At 46.9% G+C, this 18885-nt stretch carries 17 protein-coding genes; 14 read left to right on the forward strand and 3 right to left on the reverse strand.

Going from position 1 to position 18885, the window contains the following annotated elements:
* Nucleotides 1-29: 29 nt before the first annotated feature.
* Nucleotides 30-773 (forward strand): SDR family oxidoreductase, encoded by a 744-nt coding sequence (locus P364_RS0108270; protein ID WP_024629670.1) that lies wholly within the window; start codon nt 30-32, stop codon nt 771-773.
* A gap of 270 nt (nt 774-1043) precedes the next feature.
* Entirely contained in the window at nt 1044-4634 is a 3591-nt protein-coding gene (locus tag P364_RS36090; RefSeq protein ID WP_024629671.1) for an S-layer homology domain-containing protein, read from the forward strand.
* 239 nt (nt 4635-4873) lie between these two features.
* On the opposite strand, the gene P364_RS0108280 is transcribed toward P364_RS36090, so the two are convergent.
* Nucleotides 4874-5440 (reverse strand): GbsR/MarR family transcriptional regulator, encoded by a 567-nt coding sequence (locus P364_RS0108280; RefSeq protein ID WP_024629672.1) that lies wholly within the window; start codon nt 5438-5440, stop codon nt 4874-4876.
* 194 nt (nt 5441-5634) lie between these two features.
* Between P364_RS0108280 and P364_RS0108285 the strand changes: the two genes are divergently transcribed.
* The 7 genes from P364_RS0108285 (at nt 5635) to P364_RS0108315 (ending at nt 12848) form a co-directional block, all read left to right on the forward strand.
* Nucleotides 5635-6510 (forward strand): carbohydrate ABC transporter permease, encoded by an 876-nt coding sequence (locus P364_RS0108285; RefSeq protein WP_024629673.1) that lies wholly within the window; start codon nt 5635-5637, stop codon nt 6508-6510.
* Nucleotides 6510-7424, forward strand: coding sequence for a carbohydrate ABC transporter permease (locus P364_RS0108290; protein ID WP_024629674.1), 915 nt, complete (start codon nt 6510-6512; stop codon nt 7422-7424). The genes P364_RS0108285 and P364_RS0108290 overlap by 1 nt, the downstream gene beginning before the upstream one ends.
* 34 nt (nt 7425-7458) lie before the next feature.
* Complete coding sequence (locus P364_RS0108295; protein ID WP_024629675.1) at nt 7459-8838, forward strand: ABC transporter substrate-binding protein; 1380 nt, start codon at nt 7459-7461, stop codon at nt 8836-8838.
* Nucleotides 8839-8925: 87 nt separating this feature from the next.
* Nucleotides 8926-9693, forward strand: coding sequence for an HAD family hydrolase (locus P364_RS0108300; protein WP_024629676.1), 768 nt, complete (start codon nt 8926-8928; stop codon nt 9691-9693).
* Nucleotides 9690-10025 carry a DMT family transporter gene (locus P364_RS0108305; protein ID WP_024629677.1) on the forward strand — a complete coding sequence of 112 codons (336 nt, stop codon included), beginning with the start codon at nt 9690-9692 and terminating at the stop codon, nt 10023-10025. The genes P364_RS0108300 and P364_RS0108305 overlap by 4 nt, the downstream gene beginning before the upstream one ends.
* Complete coding sequence (locus P364_RS0108310; RefSeq protein ID WP_024629678.1) at nt 10025-11032, forward strand: metallophosphoesterase family protein; 1008 nt, start codon at nt 10025-10027, stop codon at nt 11030-11032. Before P364_RS0108305 ends, P364_RS0108310 begins: the two co-directional genes overlap by 1 nt.
* A gap of 355 nt (nt 11033-11387) precedes the next feature.
* Nucleotides 11388-12848: a carboxylesterase/lipase family protein gene (locus P364_RS0108315; RefSeq protein WP_024629679.1), complete on the forward strand. Its 1461-nt coding sequence runs from the start codon at nt 11388-11390 to the stop codon at nt 12846-12848.
* Between the two features lie 173 nt (nt 12849-13021).
* Here P364_RS0108315 and P364_RS0108320 read toward each other — a convergent pair whose 3' ends face one another.
* The gene (locus P364_RS0108320) at nt 13022-14176 is read right to left on the reverse strand and encodes a VanZ family protein (protein WP_024629680.1); all 1155 of its coding nucleotides are present in this window, start codon (nt 14174-14176) and stop codon (nt 13022-13024) included.
* 261 nt (nt 14177-14437) lie between these two features.
* Here P364_RS0108320 and P364_RS0108325 point away from each other — a divergent pair, with 261 nt between their 5' ends.
* From P364_RS0108325 to P364_RS0108350, 5 genes are all read left to right on the forward strand, one after another.
* On the forward strand, nt 14438-14779 hold the full coding sequence (locus tag P364_RS0108325; RefSeq protein WP_024629681.1) for a zinc ribbon domain-containing protein YjdM: 342 nt from the start codon (nt 14438-14440) through the stop codon (nt 14777-14779).
* A 184-nt stretch (nt 14780-14963) separates the two neighbouring features.
* The gene (locus P364_RS0108330) at nt 14964-15239 is read left to right on the forward strand and encodes a type II toxin-antitoxin system Phd/YefM family antitoxin (protein WP_024629682.1); all 276 of its coding nucleotides are present in this window, start codon (nt 14964-14966) and stop codon (nt 15237-15239) included.
* A complete protein-coding gene (locus P364_RS0108335) occupies nt 15220-15546 on the forward strand; it encodes a type II toxin-antitoxin system RelE/ParE family toxin (protein ID WP_024629683.1) in 327 nt (108 codons plus the stop codon). Before P364_RS0108330 ends, P364_RS0108335 begins: the two co-directional genes overlap by 20 nt.
* A gap of 428 nt (nt 15547-15974) precedes the next feature.
* Entirely contained in the window at nt 15975-16787 is an 813-nt protein-coding gene (locus P364_RS0108345) for a class I SAM-dependent methyltransferase (RefSeq protein WP_024629684.1), read from the forward strand.
* A gap of 174 nt (nt 16788-16961) precedes the next feature.
* A complete protein-coding gene (locus P364_RS0108350; protein ID WP_024629685.1) occupies nt 16962-18014 on the forward strand; it encodes an LLM class flavin-dependent oxidoreductase in 1053 nt (350 codons plus the stop codon).
* Nucleotides 18015-18138: 124 nt separating this feature from the next.
* Here the strand turns inward: P364_RS0108350 and P364_RS0108355 are convergent, their stop codons facing one another.
* Nucleotides 18139-18795, reverse strand: coding sequence for a TetR/AcrR family transcriptional regulator (locus P364_RS0108355; RefSeq protein WP_024629686.1), 657 nt, complete (start codon nt 18793-18795; stop codon nt 18139-18141).
* Nucleotides 18796-18885: the final 90 nt, after the last annotated feature.

An 18885-nucleotide genomic window follows, 5' to 3' on the forward strand; every position in this document is an offset into this window, starting at 1 on the left:
GTTCTGGCGATACGAGGGGAAGATGCAGAATGAGTCCATTTACATTAGAGAATCAACGTGTCGTTATCATAGGAGGAAGCTCAGGAATCGGACTTGCAACAGCCATACAGGCTGCGGAGGCAGGTGCACATGTGGTTATCGCTGGCCGATCGGAAATCAGACTGGAGGAAGCGAGGGAACAGATTGCTCATGTTGCAGGCAAAGGCAAGACTGGGGCGGTGTCCGTCGAAGTCCATGTGTTGGACAATCAGGATGAACAGCAAATTGAGCAATGTTTCAATCAGGTTGGCGAGTTCGATCATCTGTTCACCCCTGGTGCTGCATATACCCGTGGTCCGTTAGCCTCAGATCGGGCGACGGCCGAGAGCTGCTTCAAGGGCAAGTTCTGGCCACAGTACTTTGCTGCCAAATACGCGGCTACGTATCTGTCGACTTCGGGCTCGATTACATTAATGTCTGGGGGCTTCAGTCAGCGCCCGCTGGATGGTGGTGCTTCCTACGCTGCGTGTAACGGTGCAATCGAAAGTCTGGGCAAAGCACTTGCGGTGGAGCTGGCACCTGTTCGCGTGAATGTCGTATCACCCGGAACCATCTGGCGAGAGGGGCAGGAGGGCACACCTCGCGGTGAACATTTCAAAGACTACGAGAAACTCTCACTTTTGAAGCGTGTTGGTTACAATGAGGAAATTGCGCATACGGTCACGTATCTGATGACGAACACGTTCACGACAGGCAGCACGTTATTTGTGGATGGCGGATACACGATGATTTGATACGTCTATCTGTTGTTGTCCAAGGAGAACGGTGAAAGAGTGCAGCGAACGTACAGGTATCTATATTGAATTTTGTAAAATGTAGGTCTCTGTAATTACTCGTACATGTAAAATGATGAATTATGACGAAAAATATTTGAGATCCGGCCTGTTTTTCACCTACAGGAAGGGTCTTTTTCCATTTTATAGAGCGATTGTTCAGAATCCGTTCAGAGTTGCGTAATACACTAGGCCTATATTTCGAGAAGCGAGATGAGGGAGGAAAGATTAATGCAATACAGGAAATTAATTAGCATGTTGCTCATATTGGTGTTGGTAGGTCCTTGGTTGGCAGCACCAGCAGGAAAGGTAAATGCAGGGGCATCGTACCCAGTTCCAGGAAATAATGGTCTATTAACAATAAAGTATGTGGACGAGAAATCAGTTGAATTACAATGGAAGTACGCACAATCCGAATCTTCTACCCCACCTGATGTAAATTACCAGGTTTACATATCCAATGCTCCTGATATTGCAGACATGCAACAAATCAGCGGAACATCAGGTCATCCCTACAGTAATTGGATTAATAGTTCAGCTTCTACTACAAATGGGACATTTTCAGAAATAATCACGGATCTAATCGAAGGCGATACGTACTATTTCAATGTCGTTGTTAAAGATAGATATTTGGAAGCTGCGTATCAAATGCAATCTATTGAATTTACAGTGCAGCTGAGTGAGCTGGATCAGTTCAACGATATTAAAAAAAGAAATGATCGTGAGAATGCCAATTTCATACCAGCAGTGATTGAGTTGCTTCGTCATGAGCAATTCATAGCCGAGCCAGATTTCAAATCCTTGTCTGAAGAAGATCAGTCGGATATCGCATTTTATTTGCTGAGTATTGATCCACCGACTAACGATGGATACGAGAGCAAGGAGCAAGTTCAGTTTTTGGTGCAATTAGCTCTTAAAGCCCTTGAAGTGACTCGGCAAATCGGAGGACAGAATGCATTAGCTGCGCTTGATGACCTATATGCGAAGCAAGCAGAACGAGTGCCGTTATTTGAGTATCCTGCCGCTGGAAGTCAATTCTATCAATTGATTGATTTGTACCTTAGATCATCAGCAATTGAAAAACGAATGACGGCTTATTTATATGAGTTTAAACTAAAAAGAAGCCCTTCTATTTCACGTGTTCTGTCTTATATGGATACAGCAGTAATGGAAACACCTTTAATCAATAATAAGGTGGAGACGGCAGAAGAAATGTTGTCATCGTTGCAGGAGTTGCTTGAGCTTCAGAGGGATATCGAGTCATATAATACGGCTAACCCGGAAAACCCGATGGAGAGCTTGCCTCTGGATATAAGCAAAATGGATAACCTGACGTCAGATGAGCAGGAGCAATTGACAGATCATATGCTTAGTGAAAGACCGGTTAATGGATATGCAAGTTTTGAAGCGATCCAGATTGTATTCAATCAATTTTTTCCTGGTAATGAAACTGATGCGTTGGATGCCGTAAATGCTGCAAGGGTTAACAAAAATATAGACGCTATGCGTCTGGCTATGGAGAACCCTGATTTGGGTATTACTTTACCAAATGAATATGGTTCTGTATCTAAGCAGGTCAAAGAATACGTGGCTGAGTTCCTGATTGATAATATTAAAAGGAACTATGAAAATAAGAAACAAGTTCAATATATGATCGAGCTTGCTGTACAAGCTCAGTTGATCTGGGAGCAAAGAGAATTAGGCGTACTTCAGAGCAAGCTGGACCTATTTGCTCAGAAGCTGTCTGAAGGACCCAATTATTTTGATGCCCCCGAGACAGATATGCTTCGTCAAGTTGGGCTGCACCATCTGGAACTCAGCAAGGTGAACAAACCAATATTCGCATTTAAGTACCTGCATTTATTAGGGGTGGAACGAAATTCAAAACAGGCCGTAGTGGAGATCGCTGATCCACGCTTTGTCCTTGGACTCCTATCCATACCATTCGAACCTATTGAGAATGCAACCACTATAGACCAAATGAATCACTGGCTTGATACCACCATGATTGAGCAGTTCAATGGACACAATTTCTTTGATAATTACAAATTCAACCTTTCAGGTGAACTTGATTTATCCAAAAGAGCAGAACTCAGCCCGGAAGGCCGCAAGGAACTGGCTGAATGGGTGCTTAATGAACAAGACAGATATGAGGATGTTGGAAATCTACAATATGTAATCAACCAATTCTTCACGGCCCCGAATGTAACGGGAAATGATATCGCCAATACAATAACTGGCTTGGATGATACGATGGAGATCTCCTTTGATGGTAAACTGAACTGGCTTGATGTTGCCTCCATTCAGCGTCTTGATTTTAGCGGTGACAAAACGGTATGGGTTCGTTACAAAGCCATCAGTGATGAATTGCCAGGACGCGCCGTGAAGATTGTTTTTACAGCAAATGGCGATAGCAACAACGGCAATGGTTCAACTCCTAACCCGGGTGGAAGCACAGGTGGTGGATCGTCAGTGACGACACCTGTTACGACTACACCAACAACCAAGCAGGAACAAATCGTCGTGGATGTGAACGGGGTTAACGGAACTAATCTGACCAAAACGCCAATTACACGTACAACCGAGGCGAATGGTACGATTAAAGATCTGGTGAAGATGTCTGAGGCAATAGCCAAGGAATCGGTGGAAAAAGCAAAACAACTGGGTCTGAATACGGCACGTATTATCATCCCGGATGCTAAAGATGCCGTGTCAGAGACACGCATAGAATTGCCAAAAGCAGCGGTGAAACAACTGAATGATGGTGAGCTTAATCTTGAAATTTCTACAGAGAACGCCGTCATCTCGGTTCCAACGAAGTCGATTGCCGGATTCGACCAAGACTTGTACTTCCGCATCGTACCAATGAAGCAGGAGTCGGAGCGCAAGGAAGTGGAAGAACGTGCGAAGAAGGAGCAGCTGATCCAACAAATTGCTCCAAATACCAACGTAAAAGTACTGGCCCGTCCAGTTGAAATCGAAACAAATATGCAAAGCCATGAAGTCACACTGACATTGCCGCTGCGTGACAGCCTTCCAACCGATCCTGCTGCCCGCCAGCAAGCATTGGATAACTTGGCTGTTTACATTGAACACAGTGACGGCACAAAAGAGTTGATTCAAGGTAAACTCGTGAAGCTTACCGACTCCAGTGAAGGCATCGAGTTTACAGTCAACAAATTCAGCACGTTCACCCTGGTTGTGGTGGATGGACTGAAAGCATCGCAAAGCTCACACAACCCGTATATCAACGGCTTCGGTGCTGATTTCCGCCCGGATGCATTTGTAACCCGTGCGCAAATGGCAGCGATGCTGGCTCGTAATCTGACTGATGAAACGGGAGCCGCATCTGCGAACGCTGTAAACTACACTGATGTATCTGCTAGCCATTGGGCAGCAAGTGATATTCAAAAAGCGCAATCCGCAGGCATCATGAATGGCATGAGCGCCACTCAATTTGCACCTGAGGGTCCGATTACGCGAGCACAAATGTCAACCATTGCGTACCGCTGGATGCAGCAGCAAAGCGCAGACGTGACAAGCAACACATCGCAATCAACGGATGGTGCTGTATTTACTGATGTATCCGCAGATCAATGGGCTTCCGCTGCGATTGCCTACGTGCAATCCGCTGGTCTGATGACCGGATACAATGACGGAACGTTCAAACCGGACAGCAAACTAACTCGTGCTGAAGCCGTGAAAGTATTAAATGTACTATTCAAACGGACTCCGGCAACAGGCGTAACTACGCCATCTTTTACAGACGTACCTGCAACACATTGGGCATATGCAGACATTGAGGCAGCGGCACAGAAATAAGATAATAGTATCTATAACAACAAAGGGGAGCCCCAACCATGAAAACATGGTGGGGTTCCCCTTTTTGATCAAAGCCAGCATAAGTCCTGCAACTTTCGTCGCTCGCTGAGCTGGCTTTTTTAGTTTAACGAACGTAATGAATACTATTCATAATAAGACGTATATGATTCCCTAGCGAGCTGAACATAAGAATATAAGTGCTAAAGTGAAAATCCCTCTACAGTCCCCGCAAACGTGCATTAATCACTTTCATGTGGGGCGTCTTTGTAAAATACACCATCCCGCAGTTGGTTTACAAATCCCTGCAACCACTCGTAATACTGGTCGGCATGCTGAAGCTTATGCAGATCACGCAAAGCTTCCTCCCTCTCTTCAGGCGGAGTTGTTTTGGCAAGAATGATCTCCGATAACTCCGGAATGACCTCGCGAAGGCTTTCTTGCATCACATCAATCTCCCGTTGGAGCTTAGCCCCGAAGAAGTTCTGAAACGTAGTGAAAAAGTTGGTTTCTGCCAAATACAGATCCTGGCGTTCCCGCTTTTCCTCCAATTTATAAATCATCTGAGATTCGGTAAGAGAACGTACGGCGTAACTCATATTACTTTTGCTCATATTCATGGACGTTTTCATCTCTTCCAGCGTCATGGGTTGATCCTCGAAATACATAATGCCATACAGTTGGCCAAATGAATGATTGACCCCGTATAAGTCCATTGTATTGGCAATCGCGTCAATTACTTTCTCCCTCAGCTCAGGCCGATAGGACAACGAAGAATGATTTTGGTCCTCGGCAGCTTCTTTTCCCACAATCTCACCTCTAGTATATGGATGGGACTCCCTGTTTCATATTTTACATGACATCCCGTTATTTTAACATAACCCGGAATTAGTTTTTTCAAATGTATTATACAATCATTTTTGTACGGAAGCGAAAAACAAATAGATTTAAGGGGATTATGCAATATCGTTAAAAAAAAATTGAACAATGAGGAGTGTGCGAATTGCGTGTGAAACTATGGAGGGAGACAGAAGCAGTTCTGTTCACCCTACCTGCCCTTATCCCATTACTCATTTTCTGGTTGGGGCCCTTGGGATACATTGTATATCTGAGTTTTACGGATTGGGACTTCATGAGTCCTGACAAGTTGTTTGTTGGTTTGGACAACTACAGCTATCTGCTAACTAACTCGGAATTTTACCGTTCATTGAAAGTTACACTACTGTTCGGTCTTGGAAGTGTCGTGCCCACGATTGTTGGTGGATTGGCGCTGGCGCTGCTCATGAACAGCAAGATTAAATCGTCTGGTTTGTTTCGGACATTGCTGTTCTCACCATGGGTCACACCGACGGTTGCTGTCTCCATTGCATGGTCCTGGATTTTCGAGCCGGAAGTGGGGCTTGCCAATCTGTTTCTTGGCTGGGCTGGGATATCCCCGATTGGCTGGCTGAGAGATGCAAACTGGGCACTTGTGGCTGTTCTCATCGTTACGCTGTGGAAATCGATTGGCTGGTCCATGGTATTCTACCTGGTCGCCTTGCGCAACCTGCCATCCGACCTGCTTGAAGCAGCATCCATTGATGGTGCAGGCAGTTGGGACAAGTTCCGGAGTATTACGCTGCCGTTGATCTCACCAACCACGTTCTTCCTGTCCATTATTCTGACGATTCAGTCGCTTCAGGCCTATGACCAGATCAACGTGATGACCCAGGGGGGACCGGCTGGATCAACAAGGACGCTGCTCTATATGTATTATCAGTCAGCATTTGAATCCTTCAATGTGGGCGAGGCTTCTTCCATCGCCGTTGTTATTATTCTGATCTGCGTTCTGCTGTCAGGGGTATCCTTCCTGCTCGGCCGACGCCTGGTGCACTACTGATGAACATGACCGCTCTAAGTAAACAAACAAGAAAAGATAATAGTCGTGAGCAAGCACAAAAACGGAAGTTCCCTGGTGGAGGAAAAGGATTTGGTACCGCGCTCCGATATCTGCTGCTTGCCCTGATCAGTCTGACAATGGCATTTCCGTTCTACTGGATGGTTATCAGCGGTTTCAAGACCAATGACGAGATTTGGCAGTTTCCGCCAACCTTCTGGCCCGAAACGTTCCGATGGAGCAACTATGTGGATGCGTGGCAGTCTGCACCATTTTTCCGCTACATTTTGAACAGTTCAGGGGTAGCGGCAGCAATCTGTCTGATCCAGGTCATCAACTCCAGCATGATGGCTTATGCACTTACCCATATGCGTTTTCGTATGAAAGGGGTGCTCACCGGATTGATCCTGGTAGGCTACATGATTCCGAGTACCGCCGTTTATCTGCCCAGTTATTTGGTGCTCAGCGAGCTTAAATTACTGGATTCCTATACCGGACTAATCGTGTCCAACTGTGTCAGTGTGTTCTCCATCTTCCTGATCCGTCAGGCATTCATGCAGGTGTCTCACGAGCTGGTGGAGGCTGGGCAATTGGATGGAGCGTCACATTTCCGCATTCTGTGGACCATTATGACGCCGCTGGTTCGCTCATCTTTTGCCGTGATGGTGCTGATTACATTCATCGACCAGTACAACAACTATTTCTGGCCGATGCTCATTACCAAAGACCCGAATCTGCAATTGGTATCGGCAGGCCTGCGCAGCTTTTTCGTGGAAGGTGGAGCCTATGGTCTGGCATGGCCGCAGATTATGGCCGCCAGTGCATTTACCATCGCACCGCTGCTCATTCTATTCCTGTTTACGCAGAAGACAATTATGCAGAGTGTAAACATTACTGCAGGCGTAAACAAAAACTAATTTTTACAACACACTTTATATAGGAGGAATCAAAATGAAATTGAGTCAAGCGAGTATGAAATGGCGGAACAAATTAAAGCTCAGGTGGAGAGGCGGCATGTCACTGGTACTGGCCGCAAGTTTTGCCCTGATCACAGCGTGTGGTTCCTCAGCAGATAGCGGCTCAGGCACAGGTTCAGACGCAGCTGCAGCCAATGGATCTGGTTCTGCGCCAAGTAGTCCAGTGGAGATTGAATTCTGGTATGGCCTGGGTGGGAATCTGGGAGATAACATGAAGAAAACGATTGATGCCTTCAATGCATCCCAGAGCGAAGTCGTTGTGAAAGGCATTGTACAAGCCGATTACACGGAAACCGAACAGAAACTGCAGGCAGCCATTGCCTCGAAAAAAGTACCGGCCGCTGTACTAAGCTCCAATATCGACTGGGCGCGCAAAGGGTATTATGCACCGCTCGATGAGCTGATCGCTGGCGATCAGAGCTTTAACAAGGAAGATTACGTGCAGACCTTCCTGGAGCAGGGAAAAGTAGACGGCAAGCAGTATTTCTTGCCAATGTACGGAACAACTCAGATCATGTATTACCGTATGGATGCCCTGAAAGAGAATAATATTGATCCTGCCACTCTGACGACGTGGGAGGCACTTGCTGAAGCGGCAGCGAAGATGAGCAAGCAGGAAAACGGCAAAACAACCTTCTATGGCTGGGAGCCGATGTGGGGTAGCGATAACATGATCGACGCTGTGCTTGGTAAAGGCGGGAAGATCCTGAGCGATGATGGTAAGACCGTAACGATTGATTCACCGGAATGGGTAGAGACATGGGAATTGTTCCGCAAGTGGATTAATGAGGACAAGACCATGGGTATTCATTTTGGTGGTCAAGGCTGGGAGTACTGGTATAAAACAATTGATGATGTCATGAAAAATAAAGCAGCGGGATACACCGGTTCGAGCGGTGACCAGGGCGACCTGGACTTTAGTATTGTCGCAGCGATGCAACAGCCTGGTTGGGAAGGCGTCGGTGAAGGCAAACCTGTAGCGAGCGCAATTATGGCAGGTATCCCTGCTGAAGCAAGCCCGGAACAGCAACAGGCAGCCTATAAGTGGCTGACGTATTTCTCAGAAACTGCGAACACGGCAGCTTGGTCCATGAACACAGGTTACATTGCGGTTCGTCAATCTGCCCAGGAAGATCCTGCATTCAAAACGTTCAGTGAAGAGAACCCTCAGATCACGGTTCCACTGCAGCAGGCTTCCCATGCATCCGCTCCGTTCCAGGACCCTACTGGAGGCAAAATCAATGATGCGCTGAAGGATGCAGCCGATCAGGTACAGATTAATAACATTCCAGCGGCACAAGCGCTGAAAGAAGCTAAAGAAAAAGCCCAAAAAGAATTGGATCGCGTGAAATAACAAGTGAAACAAGCTGAACTTGGAGGAGCGGTGCAGTCATGTACCGCTTTTCTGACATAGTAATTCAGCAGACAAGGAGCGTAACCGATGCCTGAATTGAACCAAGGGAACCTGTCTACCCCGATAGAGGCTATTTTGTTCGATAAGGATGGAACTTTGCTTGATTTTACGGCCATGTGGGGTTTCTGGACCCATTGTGTGATGGATAATTTTCGGGAGGAGCTGACCGTCCGTGGCCTTCAGTTCAATGCCGCAGACATCCCTCATATCTGGGGAACATTCCATGATGAGCAGGGACGAATGAACGGCTATGATGTGCGGGGACCCCTCGCCATGGGGACGATGGAGGAAGTCTACGCCGTATTAACTTGGCATGGCTATCGTGCAGGATTAAGCTGGGCGGAAGCGAAAATTATCGTGAGGGAATGTTTGCTGCAGGCTGAGTACGCGATGAATAAGGAACGCCCAGCCCAGCCTCTTCCCGGCGTCCTTGCCTTTCTTGAGCAGTGTCGCAACAAGGGACTGAAAATGGGTGTCGTCACAGCGGATGAGACGGAAAATGCTCTAAGCCATCTAAAGTGGATGGGTATTGAATCCTTTTTCTCCGTAGTTGTAGGAACAGATCAGGTTGGAAGGGGAAAGCCGTTTCCTGACATGTTGTTGCTGGCGTGTGAGCGTCTGGGTGTACCTGCTGCAAGAGTTGTCGTGATCGGCGATACGGATGGTGATATGGAGATGGCTCGCGCTGCGGGGGCTGCCTGGAAGATTGCTGTCGGTGACCCTGCTCATATCAAGCTTGCGGACCTAACGGTGCGTTCGTTTCATGAATTGTTGGAAGTCGAGGTAACCCGATGACGAATCATTCGTATGCCGGATGGATATTGCTTGCCCTGGCGATTGGATTAGAGCTGAGCGGTACGATTCTGATGAGGGTGTCGGATGGTTTTACCCGATTGTGGCCTTCCCTTTTTATGTTTCTTTGTTATGGAGCGAGCTTTACCCTGTTGAATTTTGCTGTGAAGTATATGCCGCTGGGTGTTGCTTATGCCATCTGGTCGGGCGTAGGCATTACATTAATTGGTATCGTGGGACATTACTTTTTGGGAGAACGTCTGAAGGCGATGTCGATCGTCTGGATGGGCTTCATTCTGATTGGCATTATTGGACTGAAATGGAGTGATTCCTGATGCAAAATGAAAATAAATTTGAACAGCCGATAGTCAGCTTCCAGGTGATTACAGACACACATGTACGGGATCAGGCGGACCATATCCATAACCGTCATCTGGAGAAAGCGCTGGAAGACATGGCAACATATAGCCGTGGCAGCAGCGGAATCATGCATGTAGGCGATGTTACCGATCGTGGCCTTTCGCAAGAATATCAGGAGTTACAGCGTATATTGGAGGCTCAAGGCAATTCACTGCCTCAAATACGTTATACCGTAGGCAATCATGATATTGGAGCGATTCTATGGGGAGACCCGCCGTTGAACTTGACCACAATGACCCAGCATGAGGTGGGTGAGGTGCTAGGGTATTCAGATGAAGTAGGCCAAAGAGAAGCTCAAGATATCGAGAAGCAGGAATCAGTTTCAATTGAGGAGTTATGGCAGAAGCGGTTAAACGATTTTACAGCAATCACAGGTATGAGCGGATCGTACCACGATCACTGGATCAACGGTTATCATTATATCTTCCTGGGTACGGAGCAGCCTCATCCGAAAGATTGCGACATGTCTGCCGAACAACTGGATTGGTTGGAAACGAAACTGTCGGAACAAGCTTCTTCTGAGCAGCCCATTTTCGTCTTTCTCCATCAACCACTGATGGATACAGTGGCGGGTTCCATGAAGGAACAGGGCTGGTATGGCGTGAATCAGGACACCACATTAAAGGCTGTTCTGAGTCGTTATCCGCAGGCAATCCTCTTCTCCGGGCACACCCATTGGCAATTGGAGGCTCAGCGCACCATATACGAAGGTGGCGGGCAGATGCCAACGATGTTTAACGCCTCTTCCGTGGCTTATCTCTGGACAGACGAGGATGAGCATCTGGAGGGCAGTGAGAGTTTACATGTAGATGTGTACCGTGACCGCGTTGTCGTTAAGGGTCGTAATCATGTGACGGGCAGCTGGATTGAAGGGGCAGAATATACGGTTCATTATCCGGTAAAAGTAAACGGCGCTGATTGATCCTGACATCGGGAAAAGTATTGATGGGATACAGGGAGCAATGTCATCTTTTCTTTTCAGCGTTGGATATTTTATACACGGCAGAATAGTAGACTTCGCTCGTTAATTGAAGCGGAGTCTTTATTATGGCTGTAAAAGTTCCACGTGAAACGTAGCTGTGGCGGGTGAATTTGGACAAACTTGTAAATGGGTCTTGCTGGGATTTATACTCAAATAAGTGGAAACGCGCCTACCATTACGTAACAAAAAGGCGTTGAAGCAGTACAAGTTATTTTTCGTGAAAGTTACATTCGGATCTGAGCAACACCAGTCGTAAGCTGGAACTATCGATCAGTAGAGAGGATGTATAGAACGCATGAGAGAACTTCAAGTGAACACCCGATACGGTACGGTTCAAGGAGAGATTCTGCATGGAGCGAGCGTATGGAAAGGTATCCCTTATGCCAAGCCCCCCGTGGGTGAATTGCGCTTCCAGGCTCCCGTTCCACCTGAGACTTGGGATGGAGTCAGAGAGGCGAAGCAATTCGGTCCTGAAAATATACAGCCAAGAAATCCTCAAACTGAGGGCATATCGGGACAGCCTCCGGTGGAATCGGAAGATAGCCTTTACCTGAATATCTGGGCACCTGAACAAGAAAGCAAGGACCCACTTCCAGTTATGGTATGGATTCATGGCGGATCATTCGTATCAGGTGCTGGCAGCCAGCCGATGTACGATGGAACTCAACTCGTCCTCCGGGGAGACGTTATCGTCGTAACGATCAATTACCGCCTGGGGCCACTTGGTTTCTTGCATATGGCTCCGCTTGGAGAGGGTTTTGCATCCAATGTAGGTTTACTGGATCAGATTGCTGCACTGCAATGGGTGCAGGACAACATCGAGGCTTTTGGCGGTGACTTGCGTAATGTCACTGTATTTGGAGAATCCGCGGGCAGTATGAGTATTGCTGCTTTGATGGCGATGCCGGCTGCCAAGGGATTGTTCCATCGGGCCATTATGCAAAGTGGAGCTTCACAAGTTGTGCCAGCAGAACAGGCCTCGGCCATTCGCGATGGCATGCTGAAGGTTCTGGGTGTATCGGCAGACGAGCTGCAAAAACTCAAAACCATTCCCGTGGAGCAAATCATTGCTGCTGGCGAGGCGGTGAAACAACAAAGCGGTGCTGGCATGGCCCTGTTGTTCCAGCCGGTACTGGATGGAGTTACACTTCCGAAGGCACCACTTCAGGCGGTAGAAGAGGGCTCAGCACAGGATATCCCTGTACTTATCGGAACCACTTTACATGAAGGATCGTTGTTCATTCAGCCTCATGTGCCTTACTCTGAAGAGATCAACATGGTGAAGGCTGTTGATTTTATGACACCTGATCTGGAGAACCGTGCTGCGATTGCGGACAGTTACCCCAAGACTGCAGATGGTCAAGCCCAAGTGATGACCGATCTTTTCTTCTGGCGCTCGGCAGTGCAATATGCGGCTGCGCAGCAGAAACATGCACCTGTATGGATGTATCGGTTCGATTGGGTCATGCCGGAGCATCCACTGCTGCAAAAATCAATTCATAGCATTGATATTTTCTTTGCTTTTAATACATTGCCTGTGCTGAAATTTATGAATGCGGAACCGGATGTCGCAGCAGCAGAACTGGCGGGTAAGGTCCAGGATGCCTGGATTTCATTTGCCAAGCAGGGCAAGCCCGAGACGGCGGGAGTGAATTGGCCTGCCTACGAAGACGGTCGTGCTACGCTTATTTTCAATCATGAAGTGCAGTTGGTTCACGACCCGGAAGCTTCCAAACGGGAGCTGCTAGGGCTATAGTTTAATCCCATCGGAACTTCATTATTCAATAATTAAAAGGTGTGGCTCGTCATTGGAGGACGAAGCTACACCTTTTTTTATGATGGATCGAACCTGTCGACTTTAACGGCGATCTGCTATGGTACTATTTTTCGCCCTTACCTGCTGTGTTGTAAGTTGTGTGAGTCCAAAATCTATTTTCGAGATGCTCTTGTATTGGATACATCATCACAATAGAAGGCTCGCTTTCCGCGAGAGAACAGCACCAGCATGACATGAACGAACAATACCAAGAGAATAAGTCCATGTAGACCAAAGATCCCGACAGAGATCCATACCTTATAAGGTTCCAGCATCGCGTTTTCGTTCAGAAAGGCATAATCCGTTATGAGTTGAGCAAAAGTGACAAAAAGCCAAGGGACGTAAAGGGCCAGCAACCTTTTGAACAGGGATGTGCTGGAAGGTTCGCCAGTCTTCCGGTTAACATATCTGAATCGCATCAGAGCTGACCCCGGAGTTTTGCCATTTCGCAATGATGGAATAAAGAAAAATACAAACAGCATGGCAATCATCGTATTTAGCGTGCTGATGATGGCATTTGTATTACTCCAGTTAAAAATGGACATCAGATTGGACAGGAACACGACAACTACACCGTCAATAATAAGCGCAATCAATTGAGGTACGGGATAGACCTTGTTTTGTTCCAGGATCTGCTCGCTCTTCGCCTGAATGCTTGCACGAGATGGGAATAAGGCAAGTATGATGGGTGCCGCGAAAAATCCGAGTACCGTTCCTGAAGTATTCAGCAGCAGGTCATCCACGTCAAACAGCCGATACGGGCAATCGTAATAACCGTAGAAGCCGGTGATCTGGGTAACCTCAAAGAACAGGGACAAGCCGAATCCGCTTAACAAAGCCTGTTTCCAGTAGGATCTCTTTTGCCAAAAATACCGGATGTACACGCCAAGTGGCATGAGAAGCATGACGTTGAACAGAACTTGCAGAAAAGCTCTGCCCTGAATCATTCCAATATAGCTAGCAGGCTGAGACCACACGATCGGTGTTTCTTTCATAATATCTTTCACAAAGGTGAATGGAACAAGGTTGTAATATACGGTATCCGCTGCCTGCTGCGCACATGTGTTACGAGTGGTCGGGAAAGGAAGAATAACCAGACAGTATGCAGCCAGCAGATAGAAAATAAATGAAAAGCTGACGGCAAATCGCGACCAGCTAAAAAATCCATCTTTCCGATATCCGTAGATTAACCAAGGTGCCAGCAGAAACATGGCGATGATGACAAAAATCAGGAAAGCTGTTTGGACAGGAAAAACATAGGGTGACATGAGCAGAAACTCCTTTTATCGGAAATGTATATGTGTATGTGTACAATTCGTGTGAGATATGACTTTGAATCGTATTATTTTCGTGGTGATACTCCAGAATGTTTCTTCTTAGACTTCAGTATAAGGAGCCTTCCTTAAATCAGGGGGCGTCGTAATCTTAAATTTAGTTTAAATTCATTAACCTCTTCCTATGTGGAAGAATGGACTGTATTCCCGTATACTTGCGAGAAAGCCACAAAATGAATGGAGAGTTTAATACATATGTCTAATTTGCCTAACTGCCCCAAATGTAATTCCGAATATACTTACGAGGACGGTAATTTGTTGGTGTGTCCAGAGTGTGCGCACGAATGGGCGCCAGTGTCTGAACAAGAGCATGCGGAAGAAACGAAAGTAGTACGCGATTCGAACGGTAATGTCCTGAATGATGGCGATAGCGTTACAGTCATTAAGGATCTAAAGGTGAAAGGCAGCTCGCTGGTAGTTAAGCAGGGCACCAAAGTCAAAAACATCCGTTTGATTGACGGTGACCATGACATCGACTGCAAAATCGACAGCCTGGGTGCGATGAAGCTGAAGTCCGAGTTTGTGAAAAAAATCTAGCAAACCTGGTTTAGGTAACGCTGGCTAGCCAGCTACGGCCTGATCTTAAGCCATGAAGAACGTTCATTTCTGCAATGTTGTGGAAGTGAAGGTTCTTTTTTGTTGTGTGGAGAAAGAAGCAAGATGAATAAAGTAGTACTATAATGTTATAATTAAGTGATTATAATGATATTGGAGGGAAGTTATGCAGATCAAACCATCAACTACAATACGCAAGGACTATAACGGGTTCTCTAAATATTGTCATGAGCTGGATGAGCCCGTGATACTTACCCGCAATGGAGAAGCTGATTTAGTCGTGATGAGCCATGAAGCGTTCCGGAGAATGGAAGCCAGAAACGCGTTGCAATCCAAACTACTCGTCGCAGAGAAACAGGTGGCTGAGGGTGAAGAGTTGCCCAGTCACGACCAAGTGATGACACGATTACGGAGAAAAATGGATGCTTCCAAAACAGAGTAGCATCCGATATACTCCTGCTGCTGTTGATGATCTGGACGAAATTTTCTCTTATATATCTAAGGATAACGTGGAACAGGCAGAGAAAATGCTTAATAAACTGGACGGAAAAATAAGAAACATTGCCGATTTTCCTAATATAGGCTCTATTTTGTCAGAGGACGATTATCACCTGATCCAGAGAGGATACCGTTTTATCGTCGTTTCTCCCTATCTGGTTTTCTACCGCATTGTTGGAGAGGATATTATCATTTATCGCATCTTGCATGGGCGGAGAGATTACCTCCGGGATTTATTTGAATTAAATTGACAGGAAATATTTAGAAGTACTATACTGGATAAAATTTAACAGTCAAACGCAATGATCAGGAGTAATAAGGCTCAAGGTTTGGTCCAGAGAACTGTCGCTATGGTGCAAGGCAGTCCAACCTTTCCCCAACTCACCTGTGAGCAGCAGGATCGAATCGTAGTTACGTAAGTAGCATTTTCAGCGCACGAAGGGCTGGATGTTGAAAATGATGCTATACGCTGACTTCGTGTAGATTCTGACGGTTAACCTCCGTCATCAGGTCCTGAGATGCAATGGAAGGATAGGTTGGAGAATGTTGTTTCCAATCCTGTTCATGGATCAAGAAGAGTGGTACCGCGAAGGTCAGACCTGTCGCCTCTTAGTTGAGGTGGCAGGTTTTTTGTTTTTTTATATGGCCTTTAATGTTGAGAAAAGGCAGGTGCAGAATCATGGAAAGATCGCGTGTGATTGACTATTATTCCAGATTTGACGAGTGGGGAAGGTTGGACCGGGAACCGCTGGAGTTCATCATTAACATGCATTATATCCGAGAGTCACTCCCGGCAACCGGACTTGTGCTGGACAATGGTGCAGGGCCCGGAAAATATGCGATGGAGCTTGCCAAACTCGGATACCGTGTCACGCTGTCAGACCTGACCCCTGGATCTGTGGATATAGCTCAGCAGAAGGCGAAGGAATTGGATCTGACACAGCAGTTTGACGGATTTCACGTATTGGATGCGACCCATCTTAACGGTATTGCAGATGAGACATATGATGCCTCTTTGATGCTGGGACCGTTATATCATTTGCAGGTGGAAGAAGAACGAGTGGCTGCGGTACGGGAGCTGCATCGGGTTACCAAGCGTGGAGGAATCGTCTTTGTAGCGATGCAGAGCCGAACGCGAATGGGTATTACTTCTTTGCAATTCCCCCAGCAATGGAAACCACATGACCACATGGAAGCCATCCGGTCTTTTGTGGAAAAGGGGACGTTCGATCATCCGGATCAGGGACGGTTTACGGGGGCGTACTATTTTAACATTCAGGATATTAACCCATTTATGGAGCAGAACGGATTTGAGACGGTAGACCTGATTGGATCGTCCAGTCTGAGAGCTATGCTCACGGAAGAGCAGCAGCAATATTGGATAGAACGCGGGGAATACGATGAGCTGATCCAGTACATGATTGAGGCGGCCAAAGACCCGTCGATATTGGGAATCTCGTCGCATCTGCTGTACATCGGGAGAAGAAAATAATCATGAAATCAATGGATTATGAGAAGAATATGTCGAGAAAGTGCCCTCTGGAAAACAGGGGGCACTTGTATTTTTCATCGAAATAGTTCAATATTAAGATAAATAACAAAAGGTGATCTACTTACAATAGGTTAGACGAGGAACGGATCGCTTCATAACAGGGAGGAACAGGGAATGGAAATCGGAATTAGTACTTTTGTAGAGACAAACCCGGATGTAAAAACAGGAGAACTTATAAGTCATGCGCAGCGTATTCGCGACGTCGTTGAAGAGATTGTTTTAGCAGATCAGGTGGGGCTGGATGTATATGGCGTGGGTGAGCATCACCGTTCAGACTATGCCGCTTCATCACCAGCGGTCATTCTGGCCGCCGCAGCTTCACAGACCAAACGCATTCGCCTAACCAGTGCTGTAACGGTGCTATCTTCGGCTGATCCGGTACGGGTATTTCAGGATTTTGCAACACTGGATGGCATTTCGAATGGGCGTGCGGAGATTATGGCAGGACGGGGTTCGTTTATTGAATCCTTCCCTTTGTTCGGCTATGATCTGAACGACTACGATGAACTATTCGACGAGAAATTGGATTTGTTACTCAAACTACGCGATTCTGAAAAGGTAACTTGGGAAGGCAAGCACCGCCCTTCCTTTAACAATCTGGGCATTTACCCGCGTCCGGTACAGGAAAAACTTCCGGTATGGATTGGCAGTGGCGGTAACCAGGAATCGGTTGTCCGCGCAGGTCTGCTTGGATTACCGCTGGTACTCGCCATTATTGGTGGTCGCCCCGTTCAATTCGCACCATTGGTGGAGCTATACAAAAAAGCAGCGGCACATGCAGGGCACGACGCATCCAAACTGACTGTGGCTTCCCATTCTCACGGTTTCATTGCGGATACAACTGTTGAAGCGGTAGAGAAATTCTTCCCGCCAGCTCAGGCTACAATGAATATGTTGGGCCGGGAACGTGGCTGGGGACACTATAGCCGTGCAACCTTTGACGCGGCACGCAGTCTGGAGGGCGCACTGTATGTGGGTGATGTGGATACCGTTGCTCAAAAGATTATCTATCTGCGCAAAGAAGTCGGTATCACACGCTTCATGTTACACACTCCCCTAGGCACGATGCCGCATGAGGATGTAATGAGAGCTATTGAGCTGCTCGGCAAAGAGGTAGCGCCGAAAGTGCGTGCCGAAATTTCGCGTTGGGAAGCTGAGAATCAGTAAACATGTTAAATCGGCTGAAATCCGATACAGAAGATAGATTAAAGCAAGAAAAGGAGCATGCCAGGTATATTACGCCTAGGCATGCTCCTTTTCGTTTGTTTTATAAGACTAGATTCAATGCTTATCATTTCGCAGATACTCCAACAAGGGAGAGAACAACCATGGACAACGTATGATCATATAGCCTTTTGGCGGCTTCTTCACTCTCAATATGGCCTCCCAGATATAGATGGATAACACCATGCAGAGGGGCCCAGATCATACGGACTGCAAGCAGGAGATCGTTCTCCTGAAGCATTCCCTGCTCCATTGCGGCTGCAACTAGGGACGTGATTTGTTTGAGGGCAGTTACTGTTCCTTGCAAACTCTCTGCATCTGGTTTGAATTCTGCAAAAGAACCTCCAAACATCAGCTGATAGAAGCTGGATTGTGTGATCCCGAAATCCCAGTAGGCATAAGCGAGATCGCGAAAATAATTCTCGAATGATGCTTGCTGTGGCACGGATTCAAACGATTGGGATAGGAGGGAGCAACCCTCCAAATATAGATATTTAGCTAACCCTTCTTTTTTGCCGAAGAGGTTATATATGATTTTGGTGGAGCACTCCATTCGTTCTGCCACGCGCCGAACCGTGACGGCTTCTGGACCGTGCTCTTGCAGCAAGGATGCGGCGGCATGCACAATATTTTGGCGCAGGTTTTCGGAGTGCTGAAGTCTGGCTTCCTGAAAGGTAGTGACCGTGTGAGCGGATTGTTTGGAACCCGAATTGTGATCTTTCATCTATCTCATCCTCATACATCCATATTGTTGTTTAACGGAAACCGTGTTTCTTATCGTCATTCTACTGTTTTACGCTGGAAATCGTCAAAT

The organism is Paenibacillus sp. MAEPY2, assembly GCF_000499205.1.
GTDB classification, from domain to species: Bacteria; Bacillota; Bacilli; order Paenibacillales; family Paenibacillaceae; genus Paenibacillus; species Paenibacillus vandeheii.